The organism is Nostoc sp. FACHB-152, assembly GCF_014697475.1.
GTDB lineage: Bacteria > Cyanobacteriota > Cyanobacteriia > Cyanobacteriales > Nostocaceae > Nostoc_B.
In genome coordinates this window covers 45,639-65,950 of record NZ_JACJRV010000010.1, presented here as the reverse complement: position 1 = coordinate 65,950, position 20,312 = coordinate 45,639, and the positions used below count along the sequence as shown (strand labels likewise).

Annotated in this window: 19 protein-coding genes; 10 read left to right on the top strand and 9 right to left on the bottom strand. The window is 42.0% G+C overall.

Annotated features, from left to right (window positions below; translation table 11 throughout):
* The first annotated feature begins 476 nt into the window (after nucleotides 1–476).
* Nucleotides 477–1,553 (top strand): Gfo/Idh/MocA family oxidoreductase, encoded by a 1,077-nt coding sequence (locus tag H6G76_RS11195; RefSeq protein ID WP_190699811.1) that lies wholly within the window; start codon nucleotides 477–479, stop codon nucleotides 1,551–1,553.
* Nucleotides 1,554–1,805: 252 nt separating this feature from the next.
* Here the strand turns inward: H6G76_RS11195 and H6G76_RS11190 are convergent, their stop codons facing one another.
* The gene (locus H6G76_RS11190; protein WP_190700069.1) at nucleotides 1,806–2,054 is read right to left on the bottom strand and encodes a hypothetical protein; all 249 of its coding nucleotides are present in this window, start codon (nucleotides 2,052–2,054) and stop codon (nucleotides 1,806–1,808) included.
* Here H6G76_RS11190 and H6G76_RS11185 point away from each other — a divergent pair.
* Genes H6G76_RS11185 through H6G76_RS11170 form a run of 4 tightly spaced genes read left to right on the top strand, consistent with a single transcriptional unit; the run spans nucleotide 2,005 to nucleotide 4,511 of the window.
* Nucleotides 2,005–2,619 (top strand): DedA family protein, encoded by a 615-nt coding sequence (locus tag H6G76_RS11185; protein ID WP_190699807.1) that lies wholly within the window; start codon nucleotides 2,005–2,007, stop codon nucleotides 2,617–2,619. The genes H6G76_RS11190 and H6G76_RS11185 overlap by 50 nt on opposite strands.
* Nucleotides 2,620–2,622: 3 nt before the next feature.
* A complete protein-coding gene (locus tag H6G76_RS11180; protein ID WP_190699804.1) occupies nucleotides 2,623–2,799 on the top strand; it encodes a hypothetical protein in 177 nt (58 codons plus the stop codon).
* A gap of 42 nt (nucleotides 2,800–2,841) precedes the next feature.
* Nucleotides 2,842–3,990 carry a ParM/StbA family protein gene (locus H6G76_RS11175; RefSeq protein WP_190699801.1) on the top strand — a complete coding sequence of 383 codons (1,149 nt, stop codon included), beginning with the start codon at nucleotides 2,842–2,844 and terminating at the stop codon, nucleotides 3,988–3,990.
* A 5-nt stretch (nucleotides 3,991–3,995) separates the two neighbouring features.
* On the top strand, nucleotides 3,996–4,511 hold the full coding sequence (locus H6G76_RS11170) for a plasmid segregation centromere-binding protein ParR (RefSeq protein WP_190699799.1): 516 nt from the start codon (nucleotides 3,996–3,998) through the stop codon (nucleotides 4,509–4,511).
* A gap of 370 nt (nucleotides 4,512–4,881) precedes the next feature.
* On the opposite strand, the gene H6G76_RS11165 is transcribed toward H6G76_RS11170, so the two are convergent.
* Nucleotides 4,882–5,133, bottom strand: coding sequence for a hypothetical protein (locus H6G76_RS11165; protein WP_190699796.1), 252 nt, complete (start codon nucleotides 5,131–5,133; stop codon nucleotides 4,882–4,884).
* A gap of 134 nt (nucleotides 5,134–5,267) precedes the next feature.
* Between H6G76_RS11165 and H6G76_RS11160 the strand changes: the two genes are divergently transcribed.
* Nucleotides 5,268–7,784 (top strand): tetratricopeptide repeat protein, encoded by a 2,517-nt coding sequence (locus H6G76_RS11160; RefSeq protein ID WP_190699793.1) that lies wholly within the window; start codon nucleotides 5,268–5,270, stop codon nucleotides 7,782–7,784.
* A 32-nt stretch (nucleotides 7,785–7,816) separates the two neighbouring features.
* On the opposite strand, the gene H6G76_RS11155 is transcribed toward H6G76_RS11160, so the two are convergent.
* The 3 genes from H6G76_RS11155 to H6G76_RS11145 all read right to left on the bottom strand — a co-directional run bounded on the left by H6G76_RS11155 (nucleotide 7,817) and on the right by H6G76_RS11145 (nucleotide 8,772).
* The gene (locus H6G76_RS11155; RefSeq protein ID WP_190699790.1) at nucleotides 7,817–8,098 is read right to left on the bottom strand and encodes a hypothetical protein; all 282 of its coding nucleotides are present in this window, start codon (nucleotides 8,096–8,098) and stop codon (nucleotides 7,817–7,819) included.
* A 71-nt stretch (nucleotides 8,099–8,169) separates the two neighbouring features.
* Entirely contained in the window at nucleotides 8,170–8,532 is a 363-nt protein-coding gene (locus tag H6G76_RS11150; RefSeq protein ID WP_190699787.1) for a DUF5615 family PIN-like protein, read from the bottom strand.
* A gap of 6 nt (nucleotides 8,533–8,538) precedes the next feature.
* Nucleotides 8,539–8,772 (bottom strand): DUF433 domain-containing protein, encoded by a 234-nt coding sequence (locus tag H6G76_RS11145; protein WP_190699784.1) that lies wholly within the window; start codon nucleotides 8,770–8,772, stop codon nucleotides 8,539–8,541.
* Nucleotides 8,773–9,189: 417 nt separating this feature from the next.
* Between H6G76_RS11145 and recN the strand changes: the two genes are divergently transcribed.
* Together recN and H6G76_RS11135 are read left to right on the top strand one after the other, a co-directional pair.
* Entirely contained in the window at nucleotides 9,190–10,938 is a 1,749-nt protein-coding gene (recN, locus tag H6G76_RS11140; RefSeq protein ID WP_190699781.1) for a DNA repair protein RecN, read from the top strand.
* Between the two features lie 87 nt (nucleotides 10,939–11,025).
* Entirely contained in the window at nucleotides 11,026–11,310 is a 285-nt protein-coding gene (locus tag H6G76_RS11135) for a DUF427 domain-containing protein (protein ID WP_190699778.1), read from the top strand.
* A 113-nt stretch (nucleotides 11,311–11,423) separates the two neighbouring features.
* On the opposite strand, the gene H6G76_RS11130 is transcribed toward H6G76_RS11135, so the two are convergent.
* The 4 genes from H6G76_RS11130 to H6G76_RS11115 all read right to left on the bottom strand — a co-directional run bounded on the left by H6G76_RS11130 (nucleotide 11,424) and on the right by H6G76_RS11115 (nucleotide 16,992).
* Nucleotides 11,424–12,245: a class I SAM-dependent methyltransferase gene (locus H6G76_RS11130; protein ID WP_190699775.1), complete on the bottom strand. Its 822-nt coding sequence runs from the start codon at nucleotides 12,243–12,245 to the stop codon at nucleotides 11,424–11,426.
* Nucleotides 12,246–12,326: 81 nt separating this feature from the next.
* Nucleotides 12,327–14,417, bottom strand: coding sequence for a prolyl oligopeptidase family protein (locus tag H6G76_RS11125; RefSeq protein WP_190699772.1), 2,091 nt, complete (start codon nucleotides 14,415–14,417; stop codon nucleotides 12,327–12,329).
* Between the two features lie 368 nt (nucleotides 14,418–14,785).
* On the bottom strand, nucleotides 14,786–15,739 hold the full coding sequence (locus H6G76_RS11120) for a heme o synthase (RefSeq protein WP_190699769.1): 954 nt from the start codon (nucleotides 15,737–15,739) through the stop codon (nucleotides 14,786–14,788).
* Between the two features lie 269 nt (nucleotides 15,740–16,008).
* A complete protein-coding gene (locus H6G76_RS11115; protein ID WP_190699767.1) occupies nucleotides 16,009–16,992 on the bottom strand; it encodes a heme A synthase in 984 nt (327 codons plus the stop codon).
* 401 nt (nucleotides 16,993–17,393) lie between these two features.
* Here H6G76_RS11115 and H6G76_RS11110 point away from each other — a divergent pair, with 401 nt between their 5' ends.
* Nucleotides 17,394–18,464: a cytochrome c oxidase subunit II gene (locus H6G76_RS11110; RefSeq protein ID WP_190699764.1), complete on the top strand. Its 1,071-nt coding sequence runs from the start codon at nucleotides 17,394–17,396 to the stop codon at nucleotides 18,462–18,464.
* A gap of 78 nt (nucleotides 18,465–18,542) precedes the next feature.
* Complete coding sequence (ctaD, locus tag H6G76_RS11105; RefSeq protein WP_190699761.1) at nucleotides 18,543–20,303, top strand: cytochrome c oxidase subunit I; 1,761 nt, start codon at nucleotides 18,543–18,545, stop codon at nucleotides 20,301–20,303.
* Nucleotides 20,304–20,312 lie beyond the last annotated feature (9 nt).

Here is a 20,312-nt window from a genome sequence, read left to right as displayed (position 1 = left end):
AATTTCAAATTGCCAAATCATCATAATTAAAAAAGTAGAAGTCAGCCTCACTAGTTTGTTTTTCATTTATTATGTACCAGTTTATAAACTGTACCATTATCTCAGTGTAACTAAAGCTATTTTTGTAAATTTACTCACAATAAAATTATTTATTTCTAACGTTTTAAGATGGTAAATTTCCTGGTAATCAATTCTCTGGCTGACATCTAAAAATTTTCACTTACGTTTTAGTTTGTGTTTAAAGTTAATAAAAAAACACATTAGCTATTGTGTAAAGCGCAAAAAACTGATTGATTTAAAACTGAAGATCAAAAAGACAGCCAGATTGCGGGAACTATCGCAAACTTTGAAATTCTTCATAAACAGAGCCTCTATGTTACCATCTGGATGGTTTTAGACGGATCATTACTGGCTGTTCAGTATAAATGCCAACGACCCAAGCGTCTCTAAATTTGGTGGTTGAGGAGAGAACAATAGTGCAAAATAGCATATCAGTGGCAGAATCAAATTCATACACACAGCGTAATCAGCCACGACCGATTCGTATAGGCGTAATCGGAGTGGGTAACATGGGACAACATCATGCCCGTGTCTTGAGTTCAATGAAAGATGTTGAACTAGTCGGCGTGGCAGATATTAATGTCGAACGAGGCTTAGAAACCGCCAGTAAATACAAGGTGCGTTTTTTTGAAGATTATTGTGACTTGCTACCTCATGTGGAAGCAGTATGCGTTGCCGTGCCTACCCGTTTGCATTATGCAGTCGGCATTAACTGTTTGTTAGCGGGAATTCATGTTTTGATTGAAAAACCAATCGCCGCTAGCATTTCGGAGGCAGAATCTCTCGTTAATGCCGCAGCTGAATCTGGGTGCATCTTGCAAGTAGGCCACATTGAGCGATTCAATCCTGCTTTTCAGGAATTGAGCAAGGTGCTGAAAACTGAAGAATTGTTGGCACTGGAAGCTCATCGCATGAGTCCCTACTCAGACCGGGCCAATGATGTTTCCGTGGTGCTGGATTTAATGATCCACGACATTGACTTGATGCTAGAATTAGCCGCCTCTCCAGTGGTAAAGCTAACAGCTAGTGGCACTCGCGCCCTAGACTCTGGTTATTTAGATTATGTAACAGCCACCTTGGGATTTGCTAACGGCATTGTCGCTACTTTAACTGCTAGTAAAGTCACCCACAAAAAAATTCGTCGCATTGTTGCCCATTGCAAAAAATCTTTCACTGAAGCAGATTTTCTGAAGAATGAAATTCTGGTTCATCGCCAAACAACCACTAATTTAACTGATAACCGCCAGCTACTTTATCGGCAAGATGGTTTAATTGAAAAAGTTTACACTACCAATATTCAACCTCTAAGTGCAGAGTTAGAGCATTTTGTCAACTGTGTTCACGGAGGCAATCAACCTTCAGTCGGTGGCGAACAAGCTCTCAAAGCTTTGAGGTTGGCAAGTTTGATTGAGCAAATGGCTTTGGAAGAGCGAGTATTCAACCCATTAGATTGGACTGAATCAAGAGTACAATCTTTGACTTCAACAATCTAATAGGGTCAGAAGCAGGGATAATACGGTTCGGATAAGAAATTTGTTCATGAAGGGCAGGCAAGGATGCAGGGGTGCAGGGGTACAAGGGGGAACGAAGATACTCTCTCCCCTGCACCTGAAGCTCCTCTGCACCCCTGCTGTTCTAACGAAGAGATGCCTTAACCGAACGGTATTGGGAGCAGGGGGAAATACTGATGAAGTTTTACTCTGCTTCTTTGCTTTCTGGCTACCTTATCCAGAGAAACAGCCATATCAAGTGCATATATGACAGGTAGGGGCGTAAGAAATTGCGCCCCTAACATTTGGCTGATGTTTTTCGTACAAAACAATATGGTCTAACAAAAACCAGATATTGGATTTTGCGATCGCAAAACCAATTAGGTAAAGTTGTGCAAAGATTAACGCTAAATTAGCAACAATCACTTGTGAAGTAATTTTAGGACTAGACTCAATGCTCGAATGGATAACTAATACAATCAATTCTATGGGGTATGTAGGCATCGCGCTGTTGATGTTCGTAGAGAACCTATTTCCCCCTATACCTTCAGAATTAATTATGCCTCTGGCAGGCTTTACTGCTAGGGCAACTCCAGACCGATTAAATGTCACTGGAGTGTTTCTTGCTGGGCTTGTGGGTTCGGTTGCTGGCGCACTTGTATGGTACTATCCTGGTAAGTTTTTGGGTGAAAAACGCCTAAAATTGTGGGCTGACAAGTACGGTAAATGGATCACTGTATCCAGCAAAGATATTACCAAGGCAAAACGCTGGTTTGATTCTCAGGGCAGCAAAGCAGTGTTTATTGGTCGTATTATACCTGGAGTCCGCACGCTAATTTCTGTACCCGCAGGCATTAGCAATATGCATTTGCTACCATTTCTATTTTATACGACCTTGGGTAGTGCAGCCTGGGTAGGTTTGTTAACATACTCAGGATACGTGTTAGGTAGCCAGTATGAACTTGTAGACAAGTACCTTGCTCCGGTGTCTAAAATCGTGCTGGGAAGCTTGCTGCTAATATTTATTGGTTGGATACTCAAGCGTAGGCGAACAAGCACTAGACGTTAAAATATGCAATCCTTATATGAACTTTATTTGAAGTTGGGGGTTACATCTGGTAAAAATTCGCCTACACTATGCCCAATAATGCTGAATTTGCGATCGCCTAACTCAGCATTAGGCGTATTCGTAGTTACACTTTACGAAACCTATAATTTATGCTATCTCGCATGGTTTTATGTAAGATGAGCAAGATAAATTTTGACAGTTAAGAAAGGACTAGGAGCTTTCATGACAGACCAACCTTCCGCCGCTACCCCAATGAATGCTGCTGCTATCCCTCTCAACAGGGTTTCAGCATCTACCCCAATTAATACTGCTACTTCTGTAAAGCCTAATGGTGGTTCTGGTAAATCCATTCTCAGTGTGGACTTAGGCAGAACATCTACCAAAACCTGCGTCAGCCGCGAACCTAACAACGTGGTTTTCATCCCCGCCAATGTCAAACAAATGTCAATGGAAGAAGTGCGGGGAGGTATTTTTGAAGCCCGCGCTACAGATCCTTTAATGGATTTGTGGATGGAGTATCAAGGCAATGGCTATGCTGTAGGTCAACTAGCAGCAGATTTTGGGGCGAATTTGGGAGTTGGCAAATCTAAAGTAGAAGATGCATTAGCAAAAGTTTTAGCTTGTGCTGGCTATTTCAAACTCAAAGACGAAATTTCTGTAGTCCTGGGTTTACCTTTTCTATCTCTAGAGCAATTTGAAAAAGAAAAGGCTCAGATCATCAGTCAATTGACTGGCCCTCACGTTATGAACTTTAGAGGTGAAACCGTATCCCTCAACATCAATAAAGTTTGGGTAATGCCAGAAGGTTACGGTAGTCTTCTGTGGTGCGAAGCTCAACCCAAGAAAGGCCCTGGGTCTCCCGACTTTACTAAGGTGTCGGCAGCAATTGTCGATATTGGTCATCAAACTATCGATTTGTTGATGGTAGATAACTTCCGCTTTGCACGAGGTGCTTCTAAGAGTGACGACTTCGGAATGAGCAAATTCTACGAAATGGTAGCAAAGGAAATTGAGGGCGCAGATAGCCAATCTCTGGCGTTAATCACCGCCGTCAACAAACCCAAAGGTGAACGTTTCTATCGTCCCAAAGGTGCTAGCAAGCCTACCAATCTTGATGATTTCTTACCCAACTTGATTGAGATGTTTTCTCGTGATATTTGCAGCCGTGTACTCGCTTGGTTGCCAGAGCGTGTGACTGATGTGATTATTACCGGAGGTGGTGGTGAATTCTTCTGGGAAGATGTGCAACGCCTTTTGAAGGAGGCTAAAATTAACGCTCATTTAGCTGCACCATCTCGCCAAGCTAACGCCTTGGGGCAGTATATTTATGGAGAGGCGCAATTGTCTGCCGTTCGTGCTGCTAGGTCTTAAAACCAATGTTCCAATGGTCAAAAAAAGTAGTTAAATCGGTCACGTTCAACCCAGAAGTCGCTGACGAAAGTTTGTTATCTCTGGTGGAAAGCCACTTAGAGCCACAACCAGAAAAGACTTTCAGCGACCTCTGTAAAGAAGCCCTCTGGCAATTTTTATGTGTACCGGAGTCTGTCAAAACTGGTTCAAATACAGCAGCCACAGAGTCGGTTGAACAGAAAATCGATGAACTGCAACGTCAAGTGGCTGACCTTGAGGAACGTTTTTTCGCTAAAGAATCTAATCGTTTGGAGGCGATGGAACGCCATATTGTGCAACTGACGCAACAAATGGCGCATCTGGCAATTTTGGTCACTGAGCGACCTATTATTCACCATCAGCCTCCAACGTCACCAGCACCAACACCAGTAGCCTCGGCAGTCCCAGCAATGGAGATGGCAAATAATAACTATATTGCTACACCTCCTGAAGATGTTGACCCTGTTATTAGTCGTCTAAGTCAGTTTCTTGATGATTTTTAAGAAACGGTTTGGATTGTGAATACTGCTATTTTTTTTGGAAATCCTTAGTAGTGAAGGCTATTAAGGATTATTAATTTTTATATAGCAGTGGACAGGTGACAGGTGACAGGTGACAAGTGACAGAGTTAAAAGTCTTTGCTGTCTCAGTTTTATGATTTACCGATGTCCTAACTACCTTGGCTATGGCTATATGTATTTTTTTCAAATAAATTAACGTGAGTTCGATGAACCTCTCCCCAACCCCTCTCCGAGACGCAGAGGGGCTTTAATATCTTGGTTAGGAAGGAAAAATTAAGGTTTCTAAGCCTCTCCCCGCTTCGGGGAGAGGTTTGGAGAGGGGTGCTTTATTATCTGTCGAATTCACGTTAAATTATTTCTTCTTTTGGTTAGTTTGATTTACTGTTGCTGGGGCTAACGTTTTAACTAACCCAGTCATTGCCATGATCACTGTTGCAATTCCTCCCATCAATAAGGAAGTTAAAATTGCTGCTGCGAGAATAATTTCTGTCGGACTGTAACCGTCGCGCATCCAAGCAGAGGGTTTTTCAATTGTTGGGGAAGATAACTGTGAACTTTGGGTAGATGACTGAGAGTTGTTAGAAGTTGTTAGAAGAATATTCATGGCGAACCTTGTGAAAAACTTTACTGTGTAAATCTTATTTCTGCCTTCAAAGCTAGAGATTCCTGAGAAATAGAGACATAGTAGAAGCAAGGTATAAGATAAGTAGAATCAAGCAAAGTTTGGTCAGGCTGGCTATGCTATCGGATGAGTTTTTAAGACAAGAAGCTGCTGATCGTAAGTTATCCCCAGAGCAAACAGAAGCCTTTTTAGTCACGTTCCAGACTGAAGACTTACGTACAAGTGAGGCGAAACTAGCAAACGAGATTGGTATCGGTGTAGGGGCGTTCAAAAAGCGTATGACTGAGGTTTATGACAAGTTTGCTCAGATTTATCCTGAGTTAGCTACCTCTAAACGCGGAAAGCGAGAAACATTAAATGCTTACCTAACAGCAAAACATAACGGTGTTCTCCCCACTCAAATAACAAAAGAAATTCATCATAATATTCCTTTAGCTTTACCTGGGGAAAAGTTTGTTGGACGTGAAGCGGAATTACAAAACCTCCATCGGTTGTTACAGGAAAACCAACAGGTAGCAATTGCTGCTATTGCGGGGATGGGTGGAGTCGGCAAAACAGAACTAGCTTTGCAATATGCCAATTCGCACCGCGTCACTTATCAAGGCGGAATTTGCTGGTTGTCTGCATTACAGGATGTGGGGGTGCAACTAGTGCAGTTTGCTATTAATAAGCTGCAATTGAACATCCCAGAAGATTTAGATTTAGTTGGGAGAGTTCAACACTGTCTAACAAAATGGCAGGCGGGTGAGGTTTTACTAGTAATTGATAACGTCACTAACTATCGAGAAGAAGTCAGGTGTTATTTAGAGTCTGTTCCTTCCCGATTTAAGCAGTTGATTACCACGCGGGAAAAATTACAGCAGCCGATAGTGCGTTTAGATTTAGATGTGCTGACACCACTGGCGGCGATGCAATTATTAAAATCTATAGTTGGCAGAGAAAGACTACGAAGTGAACCTTTAATTGCGAGAAAACTTTGTAAGTGGCTGGGATATTTGCCTTTGGGTTTGGAATTAGTCGGGCGTTATTTGTTAGGTGATGAGGAGTTATCCCTAGCAGAAATGCTGCAAGACTTGGAAAAGGAGCGTTTGAAGAATGAAGCTTTAGATGAAGCTCGCTCAGAAATGACTGCTAAATTAGGTGTAGCTGCTGCTTTTGAATTGAGTTGGCGACGGTTGCGAGAAAATGCTCAATGTTTAGGTTGTCTTCTGAGTTTATTTGCCCAAGCCCCCATTCCTTGGGAGTTAGTGGAGGGAATAACAATAAATGATGAGATTCAAGATTGGAAAAAAGCCAGACGTGAGTTGTTACAGCTACATTTACTCCAGTCCAAAGGTGAGGGAATTTATCAACTACATCCACTACTGCGCGAGTTTTTTCAATATAAGCTTACAGGTTTAGAACAGCCAGAGGAATTTAAGCGATCGTTTTGTGGAGTAATGGTAGCACTCGCCAAAAAGATCCCTGAAGACTCTACCCTTCAACAAATCATCAGTCTCTCCCCAACCATACCTCACATAGCAGAAGTAGCGAACAATCTCATTCAATACGTCAGCAATGATGATTTAATTTGGGCATTCATCAGTAACGCTCGATTTTACACCAGTCAGGGTTTGTACGACCAGGCTTTACCTTGGTATGAGAAGTGTCGAGAAATAACCAAACAATGCTTGGGTGACAAACATCCAGATTTTGCAACTAGCCTCAACAACCTGGCGGAACTTTATCGTTGCCAAGGAAAATATAGCAAAGCCGAACCTCTGTACCTCCAAGCTTTGGCACTAAGGCGATATTTTTTGGGAGAAGAACATCCAGACTTTGCTATAAGCCTGCATAACCTAGCGTATATCTTCTTAAATCAAGGAAAATATAGCAAAGCCGAACCTTTATTTTTGCAAGCCTTAAAATTAATGCAAAATTCTCTAGGAGAGGAAAATCTATGTGTTGCCACCTGCCTCAAAAATCTAGCATCACTTTATAATTTCCAAGGAAGATACTATAAAGCTGAACTGCTATCCCGGCAAGCCTTAAAACTGATACGAAATTTGCTGGGAGAGGAAAATCTATATGTTGCCACCAGCCTCAACAACCTAGCATTAATTTACACATCCCAAAAAAGATACAACGAAGCTGAACCCCTTTACCTGCGAGCTTTGGAACTAATACAATGCCTGCTAGGAGAAGAACATCCAAATTTTGCTAGTAGCCTCAACAATCTAGCATTAGTTTACAAATCCCAAGAAAGATACAACGAAGCTGAACCCCTTTACCTGCGAGCTTTGGAACTAACACGATGCATGCTAGGAGAAGAACATCCAGATGTTGCTAGCAGCTTAAATAATCTAGCGGAACTCTACTTTTGCCAAACAAAATACAGTAAAGCCGAACCCCTTTACCTGCAAGCTTTAGAAATATGGCAACACTCACTCGGAAGCGAACATACAGATGTTGCTTTAAGCCTCGGTAATCTTGCAGCACTCTACTTCTTCCAAAGAAGATATAGTAAAGCCGAAATTTTTTACAGTAAAGCTTTAAAGATCTTAGAAAGGAGCTTAGGGGTAAACCATCCTAATACTATAACTATCTATAAAAATTTAGCAGATTTACGCGATCGCCTCAACGCACAACAGTAAAATTCCAGTTCCCAACCCCATCAATCAAGCTTTTATCTCCAAGTTTCGAGTTCTGAACTCGAAGTTTTATGTTCTGAACTCAAAGTTTCGTGTTCCGAACTCAAAGTTTCATGTTCTAAACTCGAAGTTTCGTGTTCCAAGCGAGAATGTTTTTGTTCTGAGGTCGAATGATGGTGTTCTGAGGGCGATCGCTGTACTTTTTTACTCGAAGTTTCGTGTTTGCAGGTGGAATAATGTTGTTGTGAGGGCGATCGCTTTACCTTTTGACTCGAAGTTTTGTGTTCATAGGTGAAATAACGGTGTTCTAGGGGCAATTCTTACAGCTAAATTGAAGAATAAACTGCAATCAACCTCCAAAAGTTTTGAAATAAATTGCCCATTTTACTCATATCGGCAATCGCCTAACCCGGAAACTTTCATTATTCACAGAAATCATTGAACCTACTTCTAAATCTTCCTGACATTCATTCAAAACTTGCGTCAACCGTTCGTTAATTACATCGTAATTTTCATTTCCCAATCTAAACAAGATGACACTGGGTAAATTATCTCCACTGATGGCTAACAGTTGGGCAAAATCTAAATCTACAGTTAATAAAATTCTCTCTTCTGTACGAGCTTTGATTAAAATCTCGTTATCTGGTAGCCTTTGCAAATCTTCATCGCGCAAATGCACTACATCATAACCACTACTACGCAACCACAATACAGTTCGTAGCGAAATTCCCATATCTGCCAAGAACTTCATTATAACTTATGACGCACTTTTGAAGGGATAAACTCGCTCTTGAGTTAACCAAGCCGCGTAGAGTAGAGATTGACGAATATCCTCCGGTTCTAAATCAGGATATTCTTCTAAAATTTCCTCTACAGGTTTGCCATTAGCCACTAAATTAACGACAAGAGAAACCGGAATTCGCATCCCACGAATGCAAGCTTGTCCACCCATAATCATAGAGTCAAATGTAATTCTATCTAGACCTAACATAAAATTTTTGCTATACGTCTACGCTTATCTTTAGATTGTAAACTGAGATGCATAGACGCAAATCGGCTTATTGTTAAACATCACTTGTGATATTTACACGCAAAAACTCTTAAAAATTATTTAATTTTTAGTAAAAATAATTATCAACCTTCCAGGGTTTTCTAGGTAGGGCAAGATTTATAACGTTGAACAATAAGTATTGTTGTAAACTATGCTTCAGGGTCAACAAAACCTACAAGCTAGAAATAAAGCATCTGCTTAACTTTTGGTACTTTATTTACACCAGCAGAGGCAAGAACTACGTTTGTTACACTGATATGGGTGTACTAGTACAAGAAGGAAGGAGGTAGAAGGACATGATTATGACTTCGCACTCAGCACTCACGACTCAGCACTACTTATGGAGAATTTAGCTTGATGTTGCTCGGTCTGCGAATCGAAAACTTTGCCCTCATTGACCAACTAGAATTAGAATTTGGTGCTGGGCTAAATGTCTTAACGGGTGAAACAGGCGCAGGAAAGTCAATTATATTAGATGCCATTGACGCAGCCTTGGGCGGGAAAGTCTCTAGTCGAGTCATCCGCACTGGAACAACCCGTGCAATGGTGGAAGCAAGTTTTAAATCTAATAACTTTTTAGCCGCTTGGTTGACGGAACAAGAAATAGATTTAATTGATGACAATTCAGTAGTAATTAGCCGAGAAATTACAACCACAGGTAGTAATATCCGCAGTCGATCGCGGGTAAATGGTGTGTTGGTAAATCGGCAAATCATGGTAGGATTGCGGGACCGCCTGGTAGAAATTACAGCCCAAGGTCAAACTGTCCAAGTAGGACAACCAGCCCAAGTCCGGGAATGGCTGGATGTATATGGTGGCGATCCTTTAATCCGGCAACGTCAAGTAATTGCGACGGCTTATAGTGCTTATCAACAAGCCCATTTAGCCTTAGAAAAACGCCGCACCTCAGAACGGGAACGCTTGCAACAACTCGACTTGCTTACCTATCAAGTGCAGGAGTTATCCACAGCCAATCTCAGCGATCCGCAAGAATTGGAACAACTAGCACAAGAACGAGAACGTCTCAATCACGTCGTTGATTTACAACAGATGAGTTACAAAGTCTATCAGGCTTTGTATCAAAACGATGGCGATACTCCAGCCGCAGCAGACTTACTCGGAGACAGCGAAGCCACCTTAAATGACATGGTGGAATACGATAGCCAACTGCAATCATTATTAGAACTAGTCAGAGATGCACAAACAGCAGTTGTAGAAGTCGGGCGACAAATTAACGCCTACGGTGACAGTTTAGAAGCAGATCCTCAGCGATTGGAAGAAGTAGAAGAACGGATTCGAGAATTAAAGCAAATTTGCCGCAAGTATGGCCCGACACTTACAGAAGCGATCGCTTACTACGAAAAAATCCAAGAAGAATTAGCCCAACTTAACGACAGCGAACAATCTATCGAAAGTTTAGAACAACAAGAAAAGACTTATTTTGATAAACTTACCCAAGCTTGTGACAAGTTAACTAAACTACGTTGTCAAGCGGCGGCGAATTTAGAATCTCGCTTGATATCAGAACTTAAGCCCCTAGCGATGGAAAAGGTACAGTTTCAAGTAGAAATAGTACCGATTGTTCCAACTGCTGCGGGTGCAGACAAAATTACCTTTGTTTTTAGCCCTAACCCCGGCGAACCCTTGCAACCGTTAACGGAAATTGCCTCTGGAGGGGAAATGAGTCGCTTTTTATTAGCTTTGAAAGCTTGTTTTTCGCAAGCCGACTCCGCCGGAACGCTGGTATTTGACGAAATTGATGTGGGAGTATCTGGGAGGGTCGCCCAAGCGATCGCGGAAAAATTACACCAACTTGGACAAAGCCATCAAGTATTATGTGTCACCCACCAGCCGTTAGTTGCGGCGATGGCTGACAGGCATTTCCGTGTGGACAAGCAAATTATTACCCAAGGCAAGGGTAAGAAAACTAACAACGGTAGTGCCGAACAGCGTACTGTTGTCCGAGTCACCTGTTTAGATAACTTAAATACTCGTCGGGAAGAACTAGCACAGTTAGCTGGTGGTAAATCGGCAAGTGAGGCGATCGCTTTTGCAGAATCGCTGCTATTACAAGCAGCAAACCACCGCCGCCAAGAGCAAAACTAAAGCTAAGTTAATTTAGAATCATCCGAAGTACTATCAGCGTTGATAGTGTCAAAATATTATGTGTATAGTTTACTCGTAAAATCACTTATGCCTAAAGCAATTTGGAACGGTGCAACTTTAGCCGAAAGCGATAATACTGTAGTTGTGGAAGGCAATCATTATTTTCCTCCCGAAGCAATTAATAAGCAGTATTTTCAAGAAAGCGGTACTCATACCACTTGTCCGTGGAAAGGCGTTGCTAGTTACTACAGCATCGAAGTAGATGGACAAGTTAATAAAGACGCTGCTTGGTACTATCCTAGTGCTAAGGAAAAAGCTAAAAATATTGAAGGCTACGTAGCTTTTTGGCGAGGCGTAAAAGTCGAAGCTTAATTTGAGATGATTTAGGCTTATTTGCTGAATAGTGAATAAGCCTCATGATACTGCCTGTGCTACTCTACTATCGAATCAGGCTGGCGATCGCTATCATATTACCCGTAATTCATCTAACATTTTCGTGCGATGTGACAAGCACTTAAGTAAGAGGTTTGAATAATTCCTCCATAGTTCTGCTCTATTTTTTCACGTAATCCAGTAAACAATAAATTCTTTATCTCTGGGTCTAATTTTAGATAAGGCGAACCACTATCTAAAAAGGACAAATAATTATCGATATTATAGGTAAGTTCACAGGGAACTAATTCAGTTACTAAATCCCTAAATATACCTGAATCAATAATATTTGTTCCCAAAGCATTAATCACATTTTCTTGAAACTCTCTATCTTCATACCTCGCTAACGATGGTGCATAAGCCTGATAGACTTCAGACAAAGCTTGGTAGACATCATACTGAGGTTGAGGTGTCATGTTCCACAGCAAAATTAAATATCCGTCATCTTTTAACGCTGCTGCGGCTTTGATATATTTAACTTCAGGTGAAATCCAATGAAAAGAATTAGCTGCTAAAACAGCATCAAATTTCTCAGGTTCTACCTGCCATTCTTCAAAGGAAGTTTGCTGAATTTCAACGTTTAGATATGATGCACAATTTTGTCGTGCTAAATGACAAAATGCTTGATTCGGCTCAAGACAAAGCATCGTAAAACCCATTGACGCAAATGAAATAGTTGCATTTCCGGGGCCGCAACCTACTTCTAAAATATTGTCTACCTTAGTCAGATGTGCTAACTCTACAACACGATTGATTAATTCTTTGCTGTAGCGTGGTCTTCCTTTGTTATAAGCATCTGCTACGGGAAAATACCAGTTTTTTCTCTGTTCTAAATCTTGAGAATAATACTTTTTGACTTCATCTAAGTAGTTCATAAACTATCGCTCAATTCTTTAAATAAAAGGTGCGTTAACCTATCGCATTAACACACCTTAAAACTCCGCACCCCTCCGCGTTTAAACTTTAATATCTAAAACCTTTACCAAAAACGCCCATTTATCCGCCGCTTCTTCAATTATCTTAGTAGTTGGTTTACCAGCACCATGTCCCGCCTTCGTCTCAATTCTAATTAACACTGGCGCATCACCTTGATGTGCAGCTTGCAAAGCCGCCGCAAATTTGAAACTATGAGCAGGTACAACGCGATCGTCGTGATCTGCTGTAGTAATTAATGTGGCAGGATAAGCTGTATTTGCTTTCAGATTGTGCAACGGTGAATAAGCATAAAGCGTTTTGAAATCTTCAGCATTATCAGGCGAACCATACTCCGCAGTCCAAGCCCAACCGATAGTAAATTTGTGGAAGCGTAACATATCCATTACGCCGACGGCTGGTAAAGCTGCACCAAATAAATCAGGGCGTTGTGTCATACAAGCACCCACCAATAAACCACCGTTACTACCACCTGCGATCGCTAGTTTCGCAGGTTTTGTATACTTATTCGCAATCAGCCACTCAGCCGCCGCAATAAAGTCATCAAACACATTCTGCTTTTTCTCTTTCATCCCTGCTTGATGCCATTCTTCGCCATATTCTCCGCCACCACGAATATTTGGCATAGCGTAAACGCCACCCATCTCCATCCACACCAACATACTCACAGAAAAAGTCGGAGTCAGTGAAATATTAAACCCACCATAACTATAAAGATAAGTTGGATTATTCCCATCTAACTTAATACCTTTTTTGTGAGTAATAAACATTGGCACTTTTGTACCATCTTTACTACTGTAAAATACTTGCTTCGTTTCGTAATCATCAGGATTAAAGTCTACTTTTGGTTGTCGGAAAAGTTCGCTTTTTCCTGTCACCATGTCGTAGCGATAAATCGTTCCGGGTGTAGTAAAACTAGTGAAACTATAAAAAGTTTCTGTATCATGACGCTTACCACCAAAGCCACCTGCGGAACCGACTCCAGGTAATTCCACCTCGCGCACAAATGCACCTTTAAGGTCAAAAATTTTGATTTGCGATCGCGCATCTTGCAAATAGTCAGCTACAAACTGATTATTCAGAATACTAACGCTTTCTAGAGTTGCTTCCGATTGGGGAATAATTTCCTGCCATGCTGACTTAGCAGGGTTTGTAGTATCAATGGCAATTAATTTACCGCGTGGTGCATCTAAATCTGTGCGGAAATAGAAAACGCTATCATCATGATCAATAAAGCTATAATTTGCCTCAAACTCATTAATGAGTTCAATAACTTCAGCCTGAGGGTCAGTTAAATCTTTGTAAAATACTAAATTTCTCGTGTCAGTTCCTAACCAAACTGAAATTATTAAATAACGTCCATCTTCTGTCACATCACCGCTAAATCCCCATTCTTTCTCGTCAGATCGGTGATAAATTAAAATGTCTTCAGATTGCGGTGTTCCTAATTTGTGATAGTAAAGCTTTTGATAGTAGTTGACATCTTCTAATTTAGTTTTAGAATTAGGCTCTTCATAACGGCTGTAGAAAAATCCTTTGTTATCAGTTGTCCACGATGCGCCAGAAAATTTAATCCATTTTAAATTGTCTTCTAAATCCTTACCTGTTTCTACGTCACGGACTTTCCATTCTTGCCAATCAGAACCAGAAGTAGAAAGACCGTAAGCTAAACGTTTCCCATCATCACTAATAGATAAACCTGACAAAGCAACAGTACCATCGGCAGAAAGTTTATTCGGATCAAGTAAAACTTTTGGTTCCGCGTCGAGGGTTTTTAATGTGTAAAGAACACTTTGATTTTGCAGCCCGTCATTTTTGAAATAAAAGTAGCGTTCGGTGGAACCTTCTCGCAGAGATTCGCCTTCTTTAAACGGGATACCATACTTTTCGTAATCCCAAAGTTTAGTTAAGCGTTGTTTCAGTTTGTCTCTAGCAGGAATTTCGTTTAAAAAGCCAAAGGTAATCTTATTTTCTGCTTCAATCCAAGCTTTAGTTTCTTCTGAGTCTGGATTTTCCAACCAACGGTAAGGATCTGCTACTTTCGTACCATGATAATTATCTACTTGTTCGCTTTTTTGGGTAGCTGGGTAGGTAAATTGTTTTGCTGCTGTCATAGAGGGAATATCAATCTTCTTTCTTTGTACATGGTAATCAGAAGATATAGGTTTGGGGTAATACTGTCGCGTTAACAGTGCTAGCCCTGGAGTCAGGAAGCAGAAAAATATAAAAATACTGGTTAGAAAAAATACTAAAAATCGGAATTTTCCAAATAGCAATTTCATATTTGATTTGTGTATAAAAATTAGAATGCATAAATTGGTATGTAGAGACGTAGCATTGCTAAGTCTCTACTATCCCTAATTTACAAGCCATATTCTGTAAGAAGTCTGTGATTTTGAAATTCACGAAATAATAAAGGTGTTTGAGTTTTGCTCAAACACCTTTATGGTTATTCTTAAGTAATGGACAAAGATACAATGCTTTAGCTAAATAAGTGTAGCTGCGCGATGAGTGTACTCACCAAACGATGGGTAATGGGCAGACTATCAATCACCATAGCTAAACATAACAGCATCATGTAAGAAATGGAGTAAAGAAACAATTCTTTGGCTACAGTGCGGTCTTCTGGCTGCTGTAACAAACACCAAGACTTACGGATAAATAATCCACCTAAACCAGCCGCGATCGCAGCATAAACAATACCGCTAGCGTGCAAGGGATAAAACAATAATAGCGTTGCGAAGACTGTTACTAGGGTGTAATACCAAATTTGCTTGACTGTAACTTCAGCACCTGCAATTACTGGCAGCATGGGTATACCCACTTTGGCATAATCATCACGAATCATCAGTGCCAACGCCCAGAAATGCGGCGGTGTCCACAAAAAGACGATCGCAAAAATCAACCATGCCGCCCAGCTTAAAGTATCTGTCACAGCTGCCCAGCCCACTAATGCCGGAATTGCCCCAGCCGCGCCCCCAATCACAATGTTTTGGGTACTGTGGCGTTTTAACCAATGGGTGTAAACCAATACATAAAAAACAATGCCAGAGAACGCCAGACAAGCTGCTAATAAATTAGCAAACGCTGTTAATAAGGTAAAAGATAACACCGCTAATGTAATTGCAAAAATCAGTGCATCCCGTGGTTGTACTCTCCCTGAAGGCATCGGACGGTGGCGTGTCCGTTCCATGTCGTAATCAATATCTCTGTCATAGATACAATTAATTGTTTGCGCGCTAGCAGCCGCTAAAGTGCCACCAGTGAGAGTAACTAATAACAGTAATGGGTCTACTTGTCCTTTCGCTGCAACCCACATACTCCCAGCCGTGGTAATTAATAGCAACGGGATGATGCGTGGTTTGGTTAGCTGGTAATAGCTTTGAACTACCTGGAGGAAGGTTTGGTGGTGGCGAGAGACATTAGTCTCAATCATCTTGGTTCTATTTCCTTACTTGTCAATAATTTATATGCAGTCTTCTGCACACAGGCTGCTTTTACTTGGGTTAGAGTCTTTATTTAACCTTGCCGTTTCTCTGTTTGAAGAGTAAGTTACTAATGTTTGAGAAACTGAGACAGAGGCTAGGATAGGTAGACTTTCAGCACTACTATGTGATGGCAACTGGGGTTAATTACTACATGACTAATGGCTAATTTATGATCACCATTAGTCATTTAGTAATCGTAGCGATCGCATCACTTTGGTTATGAATTCGAGCCACTAGCAGGAGTATTGATCGCATTTGTAGCGAAATTTACAGCCAAAGAGTTAATCTCACGACTAGCTGCCCAGTCACGCCATGCTAGAACCGTAAAACCTACCAAAGTACCAAGCAAAGCCGCACCTATCGCTTGGTGCGAAACTGTCAAAGGCTCGACTTGCAGATGCAAACGAAAAGTAGCAACTCCCAACAGGATTTGTAAAATCAACAAACCACCAGCCATATTTGCTAGTCGTCGCAAAGCAGGATGTAGGGCTGGAGTCCGCCAGGCTATTACAACTACCCCTAAGGTTGCCACAGTGGGTGGTACTAAGCCAAAAATATGGGCATACATCACATTGCACTGTTCAGCCGCACCAAAGCATTGGTGTAACGCCCAACGAGAGCCGACTACAGCACCCAGGAGACTTTGTACATACACCAAAACCGCAGCTATTAAACCTATCCAAGGTAACTTGCCGACATTGCCAGTTCCCTGATATGGAGTCAGTGCCGTCCCGACCACTAACAGGGTAGTGAAAAACAACAGTGCTGTTCCCAAGTGAGCGGTGACGATATCAAACCGCAATAGCTCGGTAACGGTGAGTCCGCCCAAGATGCCTTGAAACAAGATTAAAAACAGGGCAAATGTTGCCGCCCAAGGGAGCCAGACAGGTAAGGAACGCCGATGCCACCAAGATAGACCAGACAGTGCGATCGCGCTCACCCCAATCAAGCCTGCATCCAAGCGGTGAAACCACTCCAAAAACACTTGGAGATTCATTTGTTTGGCTGGTACTAGTTCCCCATAGCATAACGGCCAGTCTGGGCAAGCAAGCCCAGCATTCATCACGCGGGTGGCAGAGCCTATAGCCATCAAAATCAAGGTAGCTATACACATTCTCCACACCAAGCGACGAATCATTTCCTTTGGCTTTTGCTGCTCCACTGCCGTTTCATTTTGTTGTTTTAGGACAAATTCGTTCATGAACGATACCTTTTGCCACTCTTGCTAGTAGCTTTCTTAATATTTGGAATTTTTCAGTACCAACTCATCTCCACCCTAGCGTATATGCCAGGTTTAAGATGGGCTTTTACTTACACTTTGAATCACTCCAGATGCTTTTAGCCTGAAGCTTTAGGTATTTTTCAAGATGTGAAAGTAGATAATTGCGAAATAATTTCCTATCCTAAATTTTTTCTTAAATTTTTCCTGTCACTAGCATCTATCCCTGGCAGTATCTAATAAATCTCTTGTACTCATAATTAGTAAAGTGGTCGAAAAAATTAATAAAAATTTCAGACCATTTAGCTCTATCTTTAATGGCCTAGACTACCTTAGTAAGTGAGCAGCTTTGAGAAAACGTAGTCAATTATTTTAAGTAAGCCGTGAAAATTCCAAGTTCAATCTGGACATTACTAATTGGCATCGTCCTAACGCTAGTCAGCCTTTGGTACGGTCAAAATCATGGCTTGTTGCCAACAGCCGCCTCGGATGAAGCCGTCTTAGTTGATGGTTTATTCAACTCAATGATGACCGTATCTGTAGGTATATTTTTGATTGTTGAAGGTGTTTTAATTTACTGTGTATTTAAATACCGCCGTCGCCCTGGTGATAATCAAGACGGGCCACCAGTCGAAGGTAATGTACCTTTAGAAATTCTCTGGACGGCGATCCCCGCCTTTATTGTCATCGGTATTTCTATTTACAGCTTTGAAGTTTATAACGACATCGGTGGCTTCGATCCCCATGCTGTTCATGACTCGCCTATTGCCCACAGCCAGATGTCAATGCCGGGATCAGCGATTGCCGCCACCTTGAGCGATACTGCACCCAACCTTAATCAACAAAAATCTGATGAGGCTATGCAAGACCCAGCAACTGCTGAGGTACGCAATGCTGACCAAATTCCCCAACTTCGTAATGCTCCTGGTGTAGGTAGTGTTGCACCCACTATTGGCCCCAGTCCAGATAGAGCAGGCAAACCGCCAGGATTAGTAATAAACGTCACAGGTCTGCAATATGCCTGGATTTTCACTTATCCTGAAACAGGCATCACTACTGGTGAACTGCACGTTCCTATTGGCAGAGAAGTGCAAATTAATATGACAGCTAACGATGTCATCCACGCGTTTTGGGTTCCAGAATTCCGCTTGAAACAAGATGCAATCCCCGGTAGACAAAGCGAAATTCGCTTTACACCCAAAATAGCTGGTGACTATCCCCTAATTTGCGCTGAACTTTGCGGCCCTTATCACGGGGCGATGAGAAGCCAAGTAATTGTGGAAACTCCAGAAGCATTTGACAAATGGATGCAAGAACAGCTAGTTGCCAGCAATGAAACCTTGAATAACGCAGTGGCTGTCAACCCAGCAAACCTATCCCCAAATGAATTTCTCGCTCCTTACACCAAGGACATGGGAATTCAACCAGAAATCCTTCATCAAGTTCACCATTAGTCAGTCAACAGTGAAAAGTAATCAGTAAACAGGTTGATAACTGTTCACTGACAACTGATAACTGAATAACTAACTCCTATGACACAAGCCCAAATACAAGAAACTGCCAATATCCCGGCTCGGATTGAGGAGCCAGGGGTAAGAAAATGGCAAGATTACTTTAGCTTCAATACTGACCACAAGGTAATTGGGATTCAATACCTCGTTACTTCCTTCATTTTCTACTGCATCGGCGGTGTCTTAGCCGATTTGGTACGTACAGAACTACGCACTCCAGAAGTGGATTTTGTCACTCCAGAGGTATATAACAGCCTGTTTACCCTGCACGCTACAATCATGATTTTCTTGTGGATTGTGCCAGCAGGTGCCGGGTTTGCTAACTTTTTGATCCCCCTAATGATTGGGGCAAAAGATATGGCATTCCCCAGGTTGAATGCTGTTGCTTTCTGGATGATTCCCATTGGTGGTGTGTTGCTCGTTTCTAGTTTAGCTGTGGGCGATGCACCAGATGCAGGTTGGACTTCCTACCCTCCCCTGAGCTTGGTAACAGGTCAGGTGGGTGAAGCTATCTGGATTATCAGTGTTTTGCTGTTGGGTACATCGTCAATTTTGGGGGCGATTAACTTCCTGGTTACCTTGCTAAGGATGCGAATTCCCAGCATGGGAGTGCATCAAATGCCTCTGTTTTGTTGGTCAATGTTTGCTACTTCCGCACTGGTGTTGGTATCCACCCCAGTTTTAGCCGCAGGTTTAATTTTGCTGGCTTTTGACTTATTAGCAGGAACAACATTTTTTAACCCGACTGGTGGTGGTGATCCTGTGGTTTACCAGCATATGTTCTGGTTTTACTCCCACCCAGCCGTTTACATCATGATTTTGCCTTTCTTTGGGGCAATTTCGGAAATTATACCTGTACATTCGCGCAAGCCGATTTTTGGTTATAAAGCGATCGCCTACTCGTCCCTAGCTATTAGCTTTTTGGGACTCATTGTTTGGGCGCACCATATGTTCACCAGTGGTATCCCTGGTTGGTTGCGGATGTTCTTTATGATCATGACGATGATCATTGCTGTACCAACAGGGATCAAAATTTTTAGCTGGTTGGCAACGATGTGGGGTGGCAAAATCCAACTCAACACTCCCATGTTATTCGCCATCGGCTTTGTTGGAACTTTCGTGATTGGCGGGATTAGCGGCGTAATGTTAGCGTCCGTACCCTTTGACATTCACGTTCACGACACCTATTTTGTCGTCGCCCACCTGCACTATGTCTTATTTGGTGGTAGCGTACTAGGAATTTTTGCCGCTATTTATCATTGGTTCCCCAAAATGACGGGACGAATGATGAATGAAACTTGGGGTAAAGTTCACTTTGCCTTAACAATTGTCGGGCTGAACATGACCTTCTTACCCATGCACAAGCTGGGAATGATGGGGATGAACCGCCGCGTTGCCCAATACGATCCCAAGTTTGCCTTAATAAATGAAATCTGCACCTACGGTTCCTACCTATTAGCTGTTTCCACATTCCCCTTCATCATCAACGCGATTTGGAGTTGGATGTATGGCGAGAAGGCTGGTAATAATCCTTGGCGCGCCCTTACCTTAGAGTGGATGACAACTTCACCACCAGCAATTGAGAATTTTGAGGGAACCCCAGTTTTGGCTACAGGCCCCTATGACTATGGTTTGGAAAGGGCAAGTGAAGGTGTACCTTTATCCGATCCCAACCCTATCTTATCTGCTGGCCCGAACTCAGTGTTACGTGCCGATCCTGATGAGCCATATCCCCGCACTGAATCTTACTTAGAACAGCACCCATCAGAAAAGAATGACTAAAGATGAATA